This window comes from Brumicola blandensis (assembly GCF_031846165.1).
Lineage (GTDB): Bacteria > Pseudomonadota > Gammaproteobacteria > Enterobacterales > Alteromonadaceae > Glaciecola > Glaciecola blandensis.
Genome location: NZ_JAVRIE010000003.1, coordinates 409,038 through 425,298 on the forward strand (window position 1 = coordinate 409,038; position 16,261 = coordinate 425,298).

The 16,261-nt window shown below is 42.4% G+C and carries 14 protein-coding genes; 10 read left to right on the top strand and 4 right to left on the bottom strand.

Annotated elements, in window-relative coordinates; translation table 11 throughout:
• Nucleotides 1-5 precede the first annotated feature (5 nt).
• The 4 genes from argS (at nt 6) to lysS (ending at nt 5,225) form a co-directional block, all read left to right on the top strand.
• The gene (gene argS, locus RM544_RS10255; protein ID WP_311361691.1) at nt 6-1,739 is read left to right on the top strand and encodes an arginine--tRNA ligase; all 1,734 of its coding nucleotides are present in this window, start codon (nt 6-8) and stop codon (nt 1,737-1,739) included.
• Nucleotides 1,740-1,878: 139 nt separating this feature from the next.
• Entirely contained in the window at nt 1,879-2,451 is a 573-nt protein-coding gene (locus tag RM544_RS10260; protein WP_311361692.1) for an NADPH-dependent FMN reductase, read from the top strand.
• Nucleotides 2,452-2,556: 105 nt separating this feature from the next.
• Nucleotides 2,557-3,655 (top strand): peptide chain release factor 2 gene (gene prfB / locus RM544_RS10265; protein WP_311361693.1). Its coding sequence is split into 2 segments (ribosomal slippage): nt 2,557-2,631 and nt 2,633-3,655, totalling 1,098 coding nucleotides; the frame shifts between segments, so codons are not numbered across the junction.
• 25 nt (nt 3,656-3,680) lie between these two features.
• Nucleotides 3,681-5,225: a lysine--tRNA ligase gene (gene lysS / locus RM544_RS10270; RefSeq protein WP_311361694.1), complete on the top strand. Its 1,545-nt coding sequence runs from the start codon at nt 3,681-3,683 to the stop codon at nt 5,223-5,225.
• A 116-nt stretch (nt 5,226-5,341) separates the two neighbouring features.
• On the opposite strand, the gene RM544_RS10275 is transcribed toward lysS, so the two are convergent.
• Genes RM544_RS10275 through RM544_RS10285 form a run of 3 tightly spaced genes read right to left on the bottom strand, consistent with a single transcriptional unit; the run spans nt 5,342 to nt 7,593 of the window.
• Nucleotides 5,342-6,253, bottom strand: a complete 912-nt coding sequence (locus tag RM544_RS10275; RefSeq protein ID WP_311361695.1) for a ketopantoate reductase family protein — start codon at nt 6,251-6,253, stop codon at nt 5,342-5,344.
• Between the two features lie 34 nt (nt 6,254-6,287).
• Nucleotides 6,288-7,016, bottom strand: a complete 729-nt coding sequence (locus RM544_RS10280; RefSeq protein ID WP_311361696.1) for a pseudouridine synthase — start codon at nt 7,014-7,016, stop codon at nt 6,288-6,290.
• 16 nt (nt 7,017-7,032) lie between these two features.
• Nucleotides 7,033-7,593: an Hpt domain-containing protein gene (locus RM544_RS10285; RefSeq protein WP_311361697.1), complete on the bottom strand. Its 561-nt coding sequence runs from the start codon at nt 7,591-7,593 to the stop codon at nt 7,033-7,035.
• Nucleotides 7,594-7,812: 219 nt separating this feature from the next.
• On the opposite strand from RM544_RS10285, the gene RM544_RS10290 reads away from it, so the two are divergent.
• From RM544_RS10290 to RM544_RS10305, 4 genes are all read left to right on the top strand, one after another.
• Nucleotides 7,813-10,650 carry a M16 family metallopeptidase gene (locus tag RM544_RS10290; protein WP_311361698.1) on the top strand — a complete coding sequence of 946 codons (2,838 nt, stop codon included), beginning with the start codon at nt 7,813-7,815 and terminating at the stop codon, nt 10,648-10,650.
• A gap of 114 nt (nt 10,651-10,764) precedes the next feature.
• Nucleotides 10,765-12,342 (top strand): glutamate--cysteine ligase, encoded by a 1,578-nt coding sequence (gene gshA / locus RM544_RS10295; protein ID WP_311361699.1) that lies wholly within the window; start codon nt 10,765-10,767, stop codon nt 12,340-12,342.
• Nucleotides 12,343-12,498: 156 nt separating this feature from the next.
• Entirely contained in the window at nt 12,499-13,122 is a 624-nt protein-coding gene (locus RM544_RS10300; protein ID WP_311361700.1) for a transglycosylase SLT domain-containing protein, read from the top strand.
• Between the two features lie 131 nt (nt 13,123-13,253).
• On the top strand, nt 13,254-13,382 hold the full coding sequence (locus RM544_RS10305) for a DUF3149 domain-containing protein (RefSeq protein ID WP_311361701.1): 129 nt from the start codon (nt 13,254-13,256) through the stop codon (nt 13,380-13,382).
• Between the two features lie 61 nt (nt 13,383-13,443).
• On the opposite strand, the gene smrB is transcribed toward RM544_RS10305, so the two are convergent.
• Complete coding sequence (smrB, locus tag RM544_RS10310) at nt 13,444-14,016, bottom strand: endonuclease SmrB (protein WP_311361702.1); 573 nt, start codon at nt 14,014-14,016, stop codon at nt 13,444-13,446.
• A gap of 78 nt (nt 14,017-14,094) precedes the next feature.
• On the opposite strand from smrB, the gene prmB reads away from it, so the two are divergent.
• Both prmB and aroC read left to right on the top strand, forming a co-directional pair.
• Nucleotides 14,095-15,099, top strand: coding sequence for a 50S ribosomal protein L3 N(5)-glutamine methyltransferase (prmB, locus tag RM544_RS10315; RefSeq protein WP_311361703.1), 1,005 nt, complete (start codon nt 14,095-14,097; stop codon nt 15,097-15,099).
• Between the two features lie 58 nt (nt 15,100-15,157).
• Nucleotides 15,158-16,255, top strand: coding sequence for a chorismate synthase (aroC, locus tag RM544_RS10320; RefSeq protein WP_311361704.1), 1,098 nt, complete (start codon nt 15,158-15,160; stop codon nt 16,253-16,255).
• Nucleotides 16,256-16,261 lie beyond the last annotated feature (6 nt).

The following is a 16,261-nucleotide window of genomic DNA, read 5'->3' on the forward strand; positions in this document are numbered from 1 at the left end:
TAGCAATGAACATTCATCATTTACTCAGTGCGAGATTTTCACAAGCAATCCAAGCGATGGGCATTGAAGATGCGCCTATCCCGATAAGCCGCAGTACTCGTCCTGATTTCGGTGAGTATCAGTTCAATGGTGCAATGGCGCTGGCAAAGAAGCTTAAACAGAAGCCACGAGATATTGCAGAAGAAATACTCAAGCATGTTGAGTTGCAAGACCTTGCTGAAAAATTAGAGATAGCGGGTCCCGGCTTCATAAACATTCACCTTAAGAACGACTGGTTATCACACTGGTGTGAACTAGCCCTAGCGGATGCTCAATTAACAGTAGAGAAGCAGCCGACACAGCGCGTTGTTGTTGATTATTCGTCACCAAACCTAGCCAAGGAAATGCATGTGGGACATTTACGTAGCACCATTATCGGTGATGCGGTTGTCAACGTACTTGAGTTTTTAGGCCATGATGTTATTCGTCAGAACCACATGGGTGACTGGGGAACACAGTTTGGGATGCTTCTGGCCCACTTGAGTGATCAACTTAACAAGTCATCGGTTGCCGAAACGGCGCTATCAGACCTGGAAGACTTTTACCGTGCAGCAAAAGTGAGATTCGATAACGAAGATGGCTTTGCTGACCGTGCAAGAGAGTTTGTCGTTAAATTACAAAGCGGTGACGAGCAGTGCCTAGGTTTATGGCAACAATTCATTGATATCAGTATTCAACACAGCGAAGAAGTTTATCAGAAACTTAATGTACGCCTCAGTCGCGACGATGTCATGGGCGAGAGCGCATACAACCCCGATCTTCCGCATGTGATTGCAGACCTAAGTGAAAGAAATATAGCGGTGGAAGACCAAGGGGCCAAAGTTGTGTTTATTCCCGAACTGGCCAACAAAGACGGTGATCCCGCTGTGTATATCGTACAAAAGTCGGGCGGTGGTTATCTTTATGCAACAACTGATTTGGCTGCAATTCGCTACCGTTCGAAGCAATTGAAAGCAGATCGCACCTTAATATTCACAGATGCGCGTCAAGCCTTGCATTTTAAGCAGACAGAAATTGTTGCGCGGAAAGCCGCCTACTTACGTGAAGATGAAAGCTACGAACATTGTCCATTTGGCATGATGTTAGGTAAAGATAGCAAACCATTCAAGACGCGTTCTGGTGAAACAATTAAACTCTCTGATTTGCTCGACGAAGCGATCGAGCGAGCGGGTGTGCTGATTAATCAACGAGAGTCAAACTTGAGCGCTGCGGACAAGGCTGATGTTGCAAAGACCGTCGGAATTGGTGCTGTTAAGTATGCTGATTTAAGCAAAAACAGAACAACCGACTACATCTTCGACTGGGATACAATGTTGAGTTTCGAAGGTAACACCGCCCCGTATTTGCAGTATGCTGTCACTCGAGTGAAAAGTATTTTTCGAAATGCGAACGAAGACCTGAATGCTTTCCGCGCTAAGGTAACCGTTGAATCAGCTCAAGAGCACGATCTGGTGGTAAAAATGATGCAGTTTGACGAAGTGTTAGAAGCCGTTGCAAAAGAAGCTACGCCACATTTGATGTGTACATACTTATATGAAGTCGCTAGTGCATTCATGCGTTTTTACGAGGCTAATCCAATCTTGAAGTCTGATGTTTCAGAAGAGAATCGCGCAAGTCGCTTAGGTTTAGCAAGTTTGGCTGCCAGAACATTAGAAACAGGTTTGGAAATTTTAGGTATTCAAACTTTGGATGCGATGTAAACATCAGGCCCATTGGCATTTTGAACAGTACAGAAGTGTCAGTGTGCATGTTGTGGTGAACAATAAATCATAATATGCGTACCAATTTGTTCAGATAATAAAGTTGGGGTGGTGAGACTGCCCCACGACAGAGGATACCATGGTAAAACTACTAGCATTTTCAGGAAGCGCTCGAAAGGGTTCATTTAACTTTAGCATTGCAAAGTGTGCAGCTGAAGGCGCTGAGATAGAAGGCGTAGAAGTCACTACAATTGATATGTCAGAATTCAATATGCCCTTGTTCAATGAGGATTTAGAAGCTGAGTCTGGCATGCCAGAAAACGCGACGAAATTTAAGCAACTATTAATGAGTCACGATGCCTTTTTAATAGCGAGTCCAGAATATAACAGCGGCTATAGTGCGGTTCTTAAAAATGCGATTGATTGGGCGTCTCGAATGGAAGAGGGTGAAAAGCCATTACAAGCTTTCCGCGGAAAATACGCTGCGATTATTGCTGCATCACCCGGTGGCTTGGGCGGTATTAGAGGACTTGTTCCCTTAAGAATGCTTCTAGGCAACATCGGTATTAACGTATTGCCTAATCAACTAGCCGTCAGTGGCGTTAATAAGTTGGTGAACGACAACAACGTTGTCAGCGATGAAAAAACGATTAAAAACCTGCACAACATTGGCCGCTCATTGGCCGAAGCTGTTTTACAGTCAAAAAAATAAATAATACCTCGGTTTTCATCTGAATTCCGAGGACTTTCGTCTATTAAACCTGCGCAAATTTCTGTAATATTCCCGCATTGATTTTTAAGCTACTTTTTGGAACTTATGTTTGAACTAAATCCTATTCAAACCGCCATTGCTGATGTTCGTGAAAGAACGAATTCGCTTAGGGGGTACCTTTGACTTCGACCTTAAAATGGAAAGGTTGGAAGAGGTTTCTCGAGAATTAGAAAGCCCCGATGTATGGAATAATCCAGAGCAAGCACAAGGTTTAGGCAAAGAAAAAGTTGCCTTAGAAGAAGTGGTTGTGACCATTCAAAATTTAGAGCAAGGCGTCGAGGATGTTGAAGGCCTGGTAGAATTGGCTGTTGAAGCCGAGGACGCAGATACGCTTACTGAGGCTGAGACCGAGTTAGCTGAGCTAGTAAAGTCGCTTGAAGTCCTTGAATTTAGACGTATGTTTGCTGGTCCGAACGATAGCAACGACGCGTATTTAGATATTCAATCCGGTTCTGGCGGCACTGAGGCGCAAGATTGGGCTAATATGTTGCTGCGCATGTATTTGCGCTGGGGCGAAGAGCACGGTTTTAAGACAGAGTTGATTGAGGTATCCGATGGAGACGTCGCGGGGATTAAAAGTGCAACGATTCGCTTTGGCGGCGAATATGCATTTGGTTGGCTGCGAACAGAAACTGGCGTGCATCGCTTAGTGAGGAAGTCTCCTTTTGACTCTGGTAATCGTCGCCACACGTCATTCGCATCGGCATTTGCCTACCCTGAAGTGAGCGATGATATCGAAATAGATATTAATCCGGCAGACCTACGCATTGACACCTATCGAGCGTCCGGTGCTGGTGGTCAGCACGTCAATAGAACCGATTCAGCTGTGCGTATTACGCATTTACCGACAAACATTGTCGTGCAATGCCAAAATGACCGGTCTCAGCATAAGAACAAAGATCAGGCATTTAAGCAGTTGAAGGCGAAATTGTACGAGTATGAGCTACAAAAACAAAATGCCGAGAAACAAGCCCTAGAAGACGGTAAGTCTGACATAGGGTGGGGTAGTCAAATTAGGTCTTATGTTCTTGATGATTCCAGAATAAAGGATCTTCGCACAGGCGTTGAAACGCGTAATACTCAAGCCGTCTTAGACGGTGATTTAGACAAATTTATTGAAGCCAGCCTCAAGTCTGGTTTGTAAACTATTAGCATTAACAGGACAACACATGAGTGACCATCAGCAAGATGAAAATAAATTGATTGCGGAGCGTAGAGGAAAATTAGCGCAAATCCGTGAAAATTGCCCATCAAATGGCTTCCCAAATCAATTTGACCGCGAGCATTACGCACAAGACTTACAAGCTAAATTTGGTGATAAAGACAAGGAAACCTTGGCTTCTGAAGCAAACAAGGTGAGTATCGCTGGTCGCATCATGGCGAAACGAGGACCTTTTTTGCTCTTACAAGACATGACCGGTCAGATCCAGTCATATGCAGCAAAAGACATCCAGAAAGACATTAAAGAGAAATACGGTTCTTTAGACATCGGTGACATTATTGGAGTGAGTGGCGATCTACATAAATCCGGTAAAGGCGACTTGTATGTCAATATGGATCAGTATCAACTATTAACTAAAGCACTTAGACCTTTACCTGAGAAGTTCCATGGTTTGGCTGATCAAGAAACTAAATATCGCCAACGTTATGTTGACCTGATCACTAATCCTGATACTCGAAACACTTTCAAAGTACGTAGCCAAATAGTCAATGGCATCCGTAATTTTCTAGCTGATCGCCAGTTCATGGAAGTTGAAACACCGATGTTACAAGTTATCCCCGGCGGTGCGACTGCAAAACCTTTCGTGACTCACCATAACGCCCTTGATATCGATATGTACTTGCGTATTGCACCTGAGCTGTATTTAAAACGTTTAGTCGTTGGCGGTTTTGAGCGAGTGTTTGAAATTAACCGAAACTTCCGCAACGAAGGTTTGTCGACGCGCCACAACCCAGAATTCACGATGCTTGAGTTCTATCAAGCTTACGCCGACTATAATGACCTAATGAACTTAACAGAAGAAATGTTACGTCATTTGGCTGAGACCGTTATGGGTACAAGTGTTATCACTAATACTGTTAAAAATGCAGAAGGCGAGGTCATTGAAACGAAAGAGTATGACTTCGGACAACCTTTTCAGCGTTTAAGCATGGGTGATGCCGTTTTGAAATACTGGCCTGATGCAAATGCTGCTGCGATAAACGATCCTGAGAACCACTTAGATGAACTTAAAGCAATGGCCAAGCAACTACATATTAAAGAGCCTGAAGTTGATGGTATTTGGGGGCCAGGCAAGTACTTGTGCGAGATTTTCGAGGCAACGGCAGAAGAACAACTCGACCAACCCACTTTTATCACGCAATACCCTTGGGAAGTGTCTCCATTGGCTCGACGCAATGATGAAGACCCCTTCGTTACTGACCGCTTTGAATTTTTCGTCGGTGGACGTGAGTTGGCAAATGGCTTCTCTGAGCTTAATGATTCTGAAGATCAAGCAAGCCGTTTCAAAAAACAAGTTGAAGAGAAAGATGCCGGTGATGATGAAGCTATGCACTTTGACGAAGACTATATTACTGCCTTAGAGTATGGCTTACCGCCTACAGCTGGTGAAGGAATTGGTATCGACCGCTTAGTCATGCTATTCACTGACAGCCCGACGATCAAAGACGTTATCTTGTTCCCGCATATGAAGCCGCAAAGCCAAGAGCAGTAAACAAGAAACGCAAGTAGCAACATAGTTAAATATCAAAGAAGCGCCTTCAGGGCGCTTTTTTTTGTTTAAATAATAGTGCAAGTTTTATCGAGGTGTTGCGATAAACATTGCCGGATTCATGCTGAGCCACTTGAGACTATTTGTTGATAGAGGCTCTCAATAAACGGTAGCTTCATTCCTGTTTCTTCGCCTTTTAATAGCAAAAAGCCGAGGATCCCATCAACTTCAGTTTGTCGATTTTTATTAAAATCCTGATGCATTGATGAGTAGTTATTCTTTGTTAAGTCGATAACATCGTCTATTTGCTGCGAAAGTTCATGATTATCAATTGGAAGATTCATAAATTCATAAAGATCAAATATTTCGCTCTTAATTTGTTTTAGTTCATCTTTAAAGTGTTTAACTTGACCATTTTTGCAGTTTTTAGTTGCACTTAGCGGGTTTATCGCAGCATTTATAGCAAGTTTTTGATATTGAGCGTATTCAATGTCTTCTCTCCACGTCAACCGCGGGTGTAACTTCATTAATTCGGTCATTGATCGTGTCGACACATTTCTTGAATCGATTTCAGAAGTTTGTATGGGGCAGCCTATCTCTAACTTTCCGCAGGCGACTTGATGAAAACGGTTAGCTGATACCTGATAAGCAGCATCCGTGGTAATTCCGATCAAATATGGGGTATTTGGTAGGTGCTTTTCAATGAGTGCTTGAGTACCCATACCGTTGTGCAAGAGCAAAACCGTCGTATGATGAGACAGTTTTCCTTGCAGCGCCAGTAGGGTGGTTTCCACTTGGTAATGCTTGATGGGTAAGATGAGCAAATCGATATCTTTCAGTGTTTCCGCATTCAAGTTTACTTGCGGCGCGGTGATCGCAATGTCGACACCGTCTACCTGTTGGAGATATAGAGGTGAAATGGGCTCATAGGTATCGCGGATAAATAAAACCGTTTGCATTTGGTTTTGTTTACTCAAATAAGAAGCAAGGCATACGCCTATCGCACCACGTCCAATAATGCCAACTTTCATGCTAAGCGCACCATAATGATACTTCTTTTAAAAGTTAGGGCCATTTAAGCTCCCATGGTTGACCGCAGCGTGCAAAGCACTGCTGCATTATCGTGGATTCAAACAAAGATCCCGCTAGCGGTAATGCCGATAATTGAAAATGTTCAGATTGATATCTAAATGATAAGCCATAGCTGTGCAAATAAAGCCTATCTGCTTGACTACTAGAGTAACGCTGATCGCCTAAGATCGGGCTACCGAGTGACTTCAAAGCCACGCGTATTTGATGCGTTTTGCCAGTGAGCGGTTTGACCATAAATAGCCGCAAGCCTTTTGGGAAGCTGTCATTTGAATTAGCGCCATTTGCAGAGGTGTCATTTTCAGAAGCGAGTGGCAATGGATGTAAGGGAAAACTAAAAAACTGGCTAATTGCTGGCTTTACTCTGCTTTGCGTCAGTTTATAGTTACCATTTCTTGCCTTTTGCATATCACCTATAATTTTACCTTGTTTCTTCTTCGGCTTTTTATCGCTGATAGCAAGATAATATTTTTGTATTTCTCTACGCTCGAATAATTGAGATAGGGCACTCGCAGCTTGTTGGCTCTTCGCAAGTATCATACAGCCAGAAGTTGCGTCATCTAAACGATGCACAAGCCATAGCTTACTCACGCCAAAGATAACTTGCGCACTGGGAATTATACCATTTTGTGCGTCATGCATAGGCATTCCGGTCGGTTTATTAACGACTAAGAAATCGGTATGCTCAAAGACTAGGCTTAGCATGTTGTTGCGAAATTAATTATTGAGCAGAGACTAAATTCAGCGCGTCTTGATATTGCAACTCTTCAATCAAATCGATCAATTCTTTACTTTTCTCTTCGCTCATGGATAAACCAGATACAAGATTAATTAAGGTATCATCATCGATAAATTCATTGCGTTCGAGTTTTCTCGTCAGTTCCAATTTACTGGTCTCGAGAGAAAGAGTAGGTGAAACAAGTGTTTTTGCAGGCGCCTTGATTTGTTCACGTTCTTGTATTTGAGCACAGGTTTGTTCGACTAAGGCGCTGAAATGTTGAAACATATCTTCTTGGTAATTATCTTCTCTTAGCTGAGCGTCGAACTTTGTTGCACATTCATACAATGCTTGTAGGCCTAAGTTGCCACTGATCCCTTTAATCGTGTGAACGCGCATCTTAGCGCTTTTTATATCTCCAGAGGCAAGCAGTTCTGCTAACTCGCTTGACACTGACTCAAATTCATTTGAAAACTTCCCCAGCATCTTGCTTAACAAACTTTCATTTCCACCCAATTGGTTAAGGGCAAAATCGTAGTTAAGAAGTGGAAGGTTTGATGACATAGTTAGGTCCAGACGTTAGTTCGTTAATGGCTTGTAGGCATACTAATGTAATATGCCTAGTGTAAACAAGCTGAATTATCTGTTTACACTTTTATTTTCGTTCATATTGGAGCTTAGCAATATTCAAGGTTATAGTACCAAGTAGGGGTTTTTTAAACTCTGCAAGACGAGAGAACGGCGAAAGAATACCGCTTTATAATAATTAAAAACAGGTTAACAATGATTAAAAATCTAAAAAGAAATCTTGCACTGAGCGCAGTTGCTGCATCAGTCATCGTACTCGGGGCATGTAGCACAGCCGATAAGGATCAAGAACAACTTGAAACTGGCTTATCTGGCTCAACTATCCCATATGAAAAATATGAATTAGACAATGGCTTAACAGTTGTTCTTCATCAAGACGATTCTGATCCTTTGGTTGAAGTGAACATCACTTACCATGTTGGTTCCGCAAGAGAAGAACTGGGACGTTCAGGCTTTGCACACTTCTTCGAACATATGATGTTTCAAGGCTCTGAAAATGTGGCAGATGAAGAGCACTTTAAAATTGTGACCGAAGCCGGTGGTACAATGAATGGTTCTACAAATAGTGATATCACTAACTATTATCAGACTGTCCCAGTAAATCAACTTGAAAAAGTACTTTGGTTAGAAGCAGACCGAATGGGTTTCTTGTTAGATGCCGTAACTCAAGAGAAGTTTGAAAATCAACGTGAAACCGTTAAAAACGAACGTGGTCAGCGTGTCGATAATCAACCTTATGGTTTGCGCTTTGAGAGAACGGGTGAAGCACTTTACCCTGTTGGACATCCTTATTCTTGGTCAACAATTGGTTATGTAGAAGATCTTGACCGTGTTAATGTGAATGACCTAAAAAAATTCTTCCAAAAATGGTACGGACCAAATAATGCCGTGCTCACTATCGGCGGGGCAATTGATAAAGCTGAAACGAAAGCATGGGTCGAAAAATACTTTGGTAGCATCCCTCGCGGCCCTGAAGTAACAAAAGCTGAAAAAGCACCAGCAAAACTGGCTGAGACGCGTTACATCACTTTAGAAGATAAAGTGCACTTGCCGTTACTACAAATCACTATGCCAACGGTATATGCGAAGCATCCAGATGAAGCACCGCTTGACGTGTTAGCGGATATTCTTGGCGGTGGGAAAACGTCGTTATTATACAAGAATATGGTAAAGAATGGCTTAGCGATTCAAGCATTCGCGTCGCATCCATGTCGTGAATTAGCCTGTGAATTTACCTTACTTTCTCTTGTTAACCCTCAGAAAGTACAAAGCCTTAAACAAATGCAGACAATCATTGATGAGACATTGGTTGAATTTGAAGAGCGCGGCGTGCAAGACGATGATTTACAACGCACTAAAGCGAGCATCGAAAGTAACACCATTTTTGGCTTGCAAAGTGTTGCAGGAAAGGTTCGCCAATTAGCGAGCGGTGAAATATTTAGCAATGAGCCCGACGGTATTCAAGCCGATATCGAGCGATATAATGCTGTGACAAAAGAAGATGTAATGCGAGTTTATAATCAATATGTTAAAAACAAACCAGCAGTTGTACTGAGCATTGTACCAAAAGGACAAGCACAACTTGCTGTTGCAGAGCAGAACTTCACCTTACCTGAGCGCAATTTTGAAGCACAAACAGGCGAACAAGCGGATATTAAACAAGCCGTCATTAAAGATGACTTTGACCGCAGTATTCAGCCAAGCGCTGGTGTGAACCCAATCGTAGGGATTCCAGACTTTTGGAAGCACAACTTAGATAATGGCATCGAGATATTAGGTGTAGATACAAAAGAAACGCCTACTGTATTTATCAATATTGCGATGGAGGGAGGCACGTTACTAGATTCTCCTAGCAAGCCAGGTGTAGCGTCAATGACTGCTCAAATGATGAATGAGTCTACAGCCCTTTCTAGTAATGAAGAGCTAGCTAATCGTTTAGCGTTGTTGGGTAGTCGTATTACCTTTACGTCTTCTGGTCGCTACACAAATGTGTACGTGACTTCACTCAGTAAAAACCTAGATGAAACATTAGTTATTTTGAAAGAAAAGCTTTTCTCTCCCGGTTTTAAAGAAGAAGACTTCACTCGTCTGAAACAAAATACTTTACAGGGCTTACAACAAGTACTTAAGAACCCGTCAGCGCTGGCAAGTCGAGCACGTGCTCTTGTTTTGTATGGCGAAGATACTATCTTAGGTCAGCCTGAAGGTGGCACAACTGCCAGTGTTGAATCAATTACTGTAGATGATTTGAAAGCCTATTATGATGCTTATTATCGACCGAATTTAGTCGATATGGTGGTTGTAGGTGATATTTCCAAAGCGCAAGCACTAGAAGCAACAAAGTTGCTTGCTTCGTGGGAAGCTAAACCCTATGAGTTACCTAGTTTTGGGGAATTTGATGCGCCAGAAAAAGGTAAGATTTATTTAGTGGACAATCCAGGTGGCGTTCAATCAGTAATATCGATTGTTAAGCATGCAATGGTGTATGACGCTGAAGGCGAGTACTTTAAATCGAGATTGATGAACTTCCCTCTAGGTGGCATGTTCAATAGTCGTATCAACTTGAATCTTCGCGAAGATAAAGGGTATACCTATGGCGCTCGAAGTGGCTTTAGTGGTGGTAAACTTACCGGTACTTTCTCTGCCGGGGCTGATGTTGCTGGTCAACATACTGTCGCCAGTATTCAAGAGTTTTTAAGTGAAATTTCTGAGTATCAAAAGTCAGGAATGACCGAAGAAGAACTTGAATTAATGAAAAAAGCCTACACTCAACGAGATGCGCTTAGTTCTGAAACACCGACGCGTAAAGCGGGTATTTTGATCCGTATGCTCGGTTACGACTTAGATAAAGAGTATCGAGAGCGTCAAAAAGACATTATTAACAAAGTGACGACTGAAGAACTCAATAAATTGGCTGCTCGTTGGTTAGATACTGACTCAATGGATATTATTGTTGTTGGTGATGCAGAGACATTGCGTGAGCAATTGACTGTCTTAGATCGTGAGATTGTCGATCTTAGCGTGCCAAAGTAACAGATTCTTTGATGCGATTTATTGATTAACCCTCTATACTAGAGATAATCAAAAAAAGTACCCCTGCAGTAGATTATTGCAGGGGTTTTTTAAACCCAGTAATGGAATAATAATTTGGCTATTGATCCGCAAACCTTCTCAAATCGCCTTAGCGCATTGTCACAGTCTCAGTTCCAATCTTCTTTGCCAAACATTAAGCATGGTGTTGAAAGGGAAGCATTGCGAGTAAACCCAAACGGTGGTTTAGCAACCAGTATGCATGGTGATGCACTCGGGGCTCCTTTAACTCATGAATCAATAACGACAGACTTTTCCGAAAGTTTGATGGAATTTATTACGCCACCTGAAAAGCAAGCGCGAGTTACCTTGGCGCAACTGGCCGATATCCACAAATTTGTGTATGACAATATCGGAGAAGAACGCTTGTGGCCAATGAGTATGCCTTGCTTTGTGAATAAGGAAACGAGCATTCCGATTGCGCGTTATGGCAGTTCAAATGTAGCCAAAATGAAAGAGGTCTACCGGAAAGGTTTGCATAATCGCTACGGCAGTATGATGCAGGTTATTGCAGGTGTTCACTTCAACTTTTCATTGCCTGATGAGTTTTGGCAGGCATGGTGCGATCTGAATGAAGTAGAAAACACCGTAGAGCAACGTTCGGCCTATCATTTTGACTTGATTAGAAACTTCAGACGTTTATCTTGGTTAATTCCTTATTTATACGGCGCATCACCCGCCCTTTGTCAGTCGTTTTTAGCAGGTAAAGAGCAAAAGTTTCCATTTGAAAAGCTGGGAGTAGGTACTTTATATTTACCCTACGCAACGTCTTTGCGAATGAGTGATTTAGGCTATACAAACTCAGAACAGTCATCCTTAAATATTTGCTACAACGATTTAGGGTCGTACGTAAAATCAGTACGCGCAGCAATCAACACACCGTCGGAACAATACGGGGCATTCCCATCCGGAGAAAACGGTCAGTGGGAACAACTAAACGACAATGTATTGCAGATTGAGAATGAGCTTTATAGTCCAATTCGTCCAAAGCAGGTGGCTAAATCGCTAGAGAAACCGAGTGATGCTTTAGAAGACCGTGGTGTTAGCTATATTGAAGTGCGAGCGCTAGATGTTAATCCATTCTCACCGCTGGGTATTGAAGAGAATCAGTTCTATTTCCTTGATGTATTTTTACTTTACTGTCTGCTTGACGAATCTCCCAAATTTGAGCAAAAAGCCTATGAAGAAAGTGAAGCTAACCTCAACAAGGTAGTGTTAGAAGGGCGAAAACCTGGACTAAATCTACTGCGTGATAAACAAGAAATTAGTCTCGCTGACTGGGCCGAAGATCTGTTTGGTGATTTGAAACAAGTCGCCTTAATACTGGATTCTGCAAATGGAAATGAAAAGTATAGTGCTTCTGTTGAGAAAGAGTTCTTAAAAGTGAAAGATCCGTCGCAAACACCTTCTGCACGTTGGTTAAACACTTTGATTGAAAATAATATTGATAATAGTCGAATAGGCTTAGAACTCGCACTTGAGTATAAGAAGTATGCGAGTGGTTTAGATTATCTTCATATCAGCGAAGAAGACTTTAAGCAACAAGCGAGAGAGTCTATTGCCAATCGGGAGCAAATTGAAAAAAGTGATACGCTTGATTTTGCTGACTTTATTGAGCGTTACTTCGCAAAATAAAAATTTCGGTGCGTTTAAGGCGCATCGTATTTTGTTTCATTAACGTTTTTTATTGTAAAAAAAAGCCCAAACAAATGTTGGGCTTGAAGTGAGTTAACAGGGAAACACGTTAATTCAGTAATATTATGAGTTCTTGTAGGTGTAAAAGTTCCCATCATGCTAAAAAAAATTTGTCATTTATTCATTTTTTCTGCTTTTCTATTCTTATTAAGTGCCTGCGTCACTCAGCCACCCAAAGAAAAAGAAAACATTTGTGCCATTTTTTACGAAAAACGAGATTGGTTTGACGCAGCCTATGATATGCGAGAAAAGTGGGGCGTTCCGATTCATGTTCCGATGGCAATGATGTATCAAGAAAGCTCATTTCGGCATGATGCCTTGCCTCCGAGAGATTATGTGTTTTTTGGTCTCATACCGTGGGGTAGAGTGAGTACCGCATATGGCTACTCACAAGCAAAGACAATGACCTGGTCGGATTATAAAAAAGAGACAGGTAATATATTTGCTAGTCGCGAAGACTTTGAGGACGCGATAGACTTCATGGGGTGGTTTATCACTAAAACCCATCAAATTAATCGCATATCTAAATGGGATGCTAACGCGCAGTATCTCAATTATCACGAGGGCTGGGGCGGCTATAAACGCAAGTCATACCGTAAGAAGCAATGGTTGGTCGGTGTTGCTAAAAAAGTTGATGCGCGCTCGAAAAGATACGCCAAACAAATGAAAGTTTGCGAAGAAGACCTCAGTAAAAATTGGTTTATGCGTCTCTTTTCGTAAACCTATTTGATCTACCTCAAACTTTGCGTCTGACTTATATTAATCGGGCACAAAGACTTGATCTCGATCAGCATTAGAGAGCCAAAATACAACTATTCTTACCATAGAGAAACAAACCAACGAGGTGAGTTATGTTAGATTTAATTTTTGGTGATGCAGTTGTTTGGGGTTCTTTGTTAGGCATTTTAATAATGCTTATTATGAGTGCTTATTTTACTTATATGTTTATTCATAATAGTGCGCCAGAAGAACACAAATAAGTAGCATCGACGCTATCGACGCAAAGGGCGTAGGGGCAATCTGCCGATAACCTGCGCTTTTTTAGTCGTACTTTCTGTGCTCGTCATTCTGTTGAATAAGTGCCAGTAATGCGCCTGAGCCACCCCATTCGAGTGGTGCCTGATGAAAACCCATTACAAACGGGTGCTGAACCAGCCAACTAGGCACTTTACGTTTAAGCACTCCTGCACCAAGACCATGTACAATGCAGACGCAATGCAAGTGCTTTTTATGTGCTTCGTAAATAAGCGCAGCGATCTCGTGCTTTGCGTTCTGAGCATTCATGCCGTGCAAATCAAGTATAAGGTCGGGTGGTATTTCGCCATTGCGGAGTCGCTTGACTTCGTCACTTCGCTCGCCTTCTTTAACATACCTAAGAGGACCGTGATTGAGTAAGTTAGCCTCAAAACCATCTGAAAATTCAAACAACGCATTCGCTTTTTTCTCAAGTTGATTTGTTGCTTGATGCTTCTTACGTCGACTTTGCTTTTTTTCATCCACTGTTAATACATATTTGTCATGCTTTACTGGTTTAGCATCAGCAAACAAACGGCTGAACGAGAGTTCATCCTGATTATGGGAATGAGATTCTGTATTTTTAACTTTTTTTGGCATTTGTGGCAGATAACAAGCGAATTTCGTTCTGATATTGCGTATCATATCAGGATTATAGTTAATTGAGTTAGTAAGTTAATGGCTGTCGACAATTCCGACAACAATGAAGTGTTCCCTGAGGTTAACAGTGATGATTCTCTTTCCGATTCGTTAATAGAGCCGCATGTTGCTCAGGAATTAGAAAGTGTACTGGATTGGATCCGTTATAGTATTTCTGTGTTTTACCAAGCCGGTGTGTTTTTTGGGCACGGTACGGACAATGAATGGGATGAAGCCTCCAGTTTAGTTTTCCAAGCCTTAAATTTACCTCTCGATATGCCGGCCTCAAGACTTGAGCTCCTGTATCAGGCAAAGGTAACGACAACAGAAAAAGCGATATTGATTGACTGGTTACAACAACGTGTTGACCAGCAGCGCCCGCTTCCATATATTACGCATCAGGCATGGTTTGCTGGTATGCCCTTCTATGTCGATGAGCGGGTCTTGATACCTCGCTCACCATTTGCTGAACTGCTGCAGAATGGCTTCAAGCCATGGCTAAGCTCTGATTCTGAACCACAGCATATCCTTGACCTTTGTACTGGCGGTGGGTGCATTGCGATAGCCATCGCTAATAAATTTGACTCAGCGGTTGTGGACGCTGTTGATATCGATACGGGCGCATTGGACGTCGCTTCGATGAATATTTATGAGTATCAGCTAGAAGATCGTGTCTTTCCCTTGCAATCCGATTTGTTCTCAAGCCTTGATGGTCAGCGGTATGATTTAATTATATCAAACCCGCCCTATGTGGATGAACAGGATATGCAGGACCTACCAGATGAATTTCTGCATGAACCAGAGCATGCGCTTGCTGCAGGATATGACGGCTTAGATTTAGTCGAAGTGATGCTTCAACAAGCTCCGAATTATTTAAATGATCATGCTTGGATCTTAGTCGAGGTGGGTAACAGTGAGGTACACATGACTCATCGCTTCCCTGGTTTAGAGGTTCAATGGTGTGAATTTGAGAACGGCGGCAGTGGCATATTTGCAGTCCAAAAAGAAACGCTGGTGAATTACTGGCAACAAAACCAGCAGTAAGTCATTGCCGACTGGCAAGCAAGAAAATACTACAAGAAATAAAAAGGAAATAAGAAACATGTCCGGCAACACATTTGGAAAACTCTTTACGGTTAGCACTTTTGGTGAAAGTCACGGCATCGCCATAGGTGGCGTTGTTGACGGGTGCCCTCCAGGCTTAGAGTTAGACGAAAGTGACTTGCAGGGTGACTTAGATAGACGCAAGCCAGGCACATCAAAGTATACGACTGCTAGAAGAGAAGATGATGAGGTCAAAATCCTAAGTGGTGTGTTTGAAGGTAAAACGACAGGCACTAGTATCGGTTTACTGATTAATAATAAAGACCAGCGCAGTCAAGACTACTCAAAGATTAAAGATTCCTTTCGCCCAGGCCATGCAGATTATACTTATCAGCAGAAGTTTGGTTTCAGAGATTATCGTGGCGGTGGTCGCTCATCAGCGCGCGAAACGGCTATTCGAGTTGCCGCCGGTGGAATTGCAAAGAAATATTTAAAACAGGTACATGGCATCGAAATAAATGGCTACATTAGCCAGTTGGGTCCAATCGTAATGAATAAAGTGGATCATACCGTGACGAACACTAATCCATTCTTCTGTCCTGATGAAACAAAACTAGACGAGCTTGACCAGTATATGCGAGCTCTCAAGAAAGAAGGTAACTCAATAGGCGCCAAAGTCAGCGTAAGTGCGACAAATGTGCCAGTTGGTTTGGGTGAGCCTGTTTTTGACCGTTTAGATGCAGAGATTGCACATGCCATGATGGGCATCAACGCAGTAAAGGGCGTGGAAATTGGCGACGGCTTTCAGGTTGTTAACCAAAAGGGGACTGAACATCGTGATGAAATGTCTCCAGACGGTTTTCACACTAATCATGCTGGTGGTGTTTTGGGAGGTATCTCTAGTGGCCAAGAGATCCTTGTTCATATGGCCTTAAAACCTACTTCCAGTATCAGTATCTCTGGTCAGTCGGTAGACATTCATGGCAAACCTGATGATGTTATTACCAAAGGCAGACATGACCCTTGTGTTGGTATTCGTGCCGTACCTATTGCTGAAGCAATGCTAGCCTTAGTGCTTATGGACCATCTGTTAAGACATCGCGCACAAAATACTGGTGTTGAGTCGATAACCCCGGTCATTCCTGCACAGAAATAATTAACT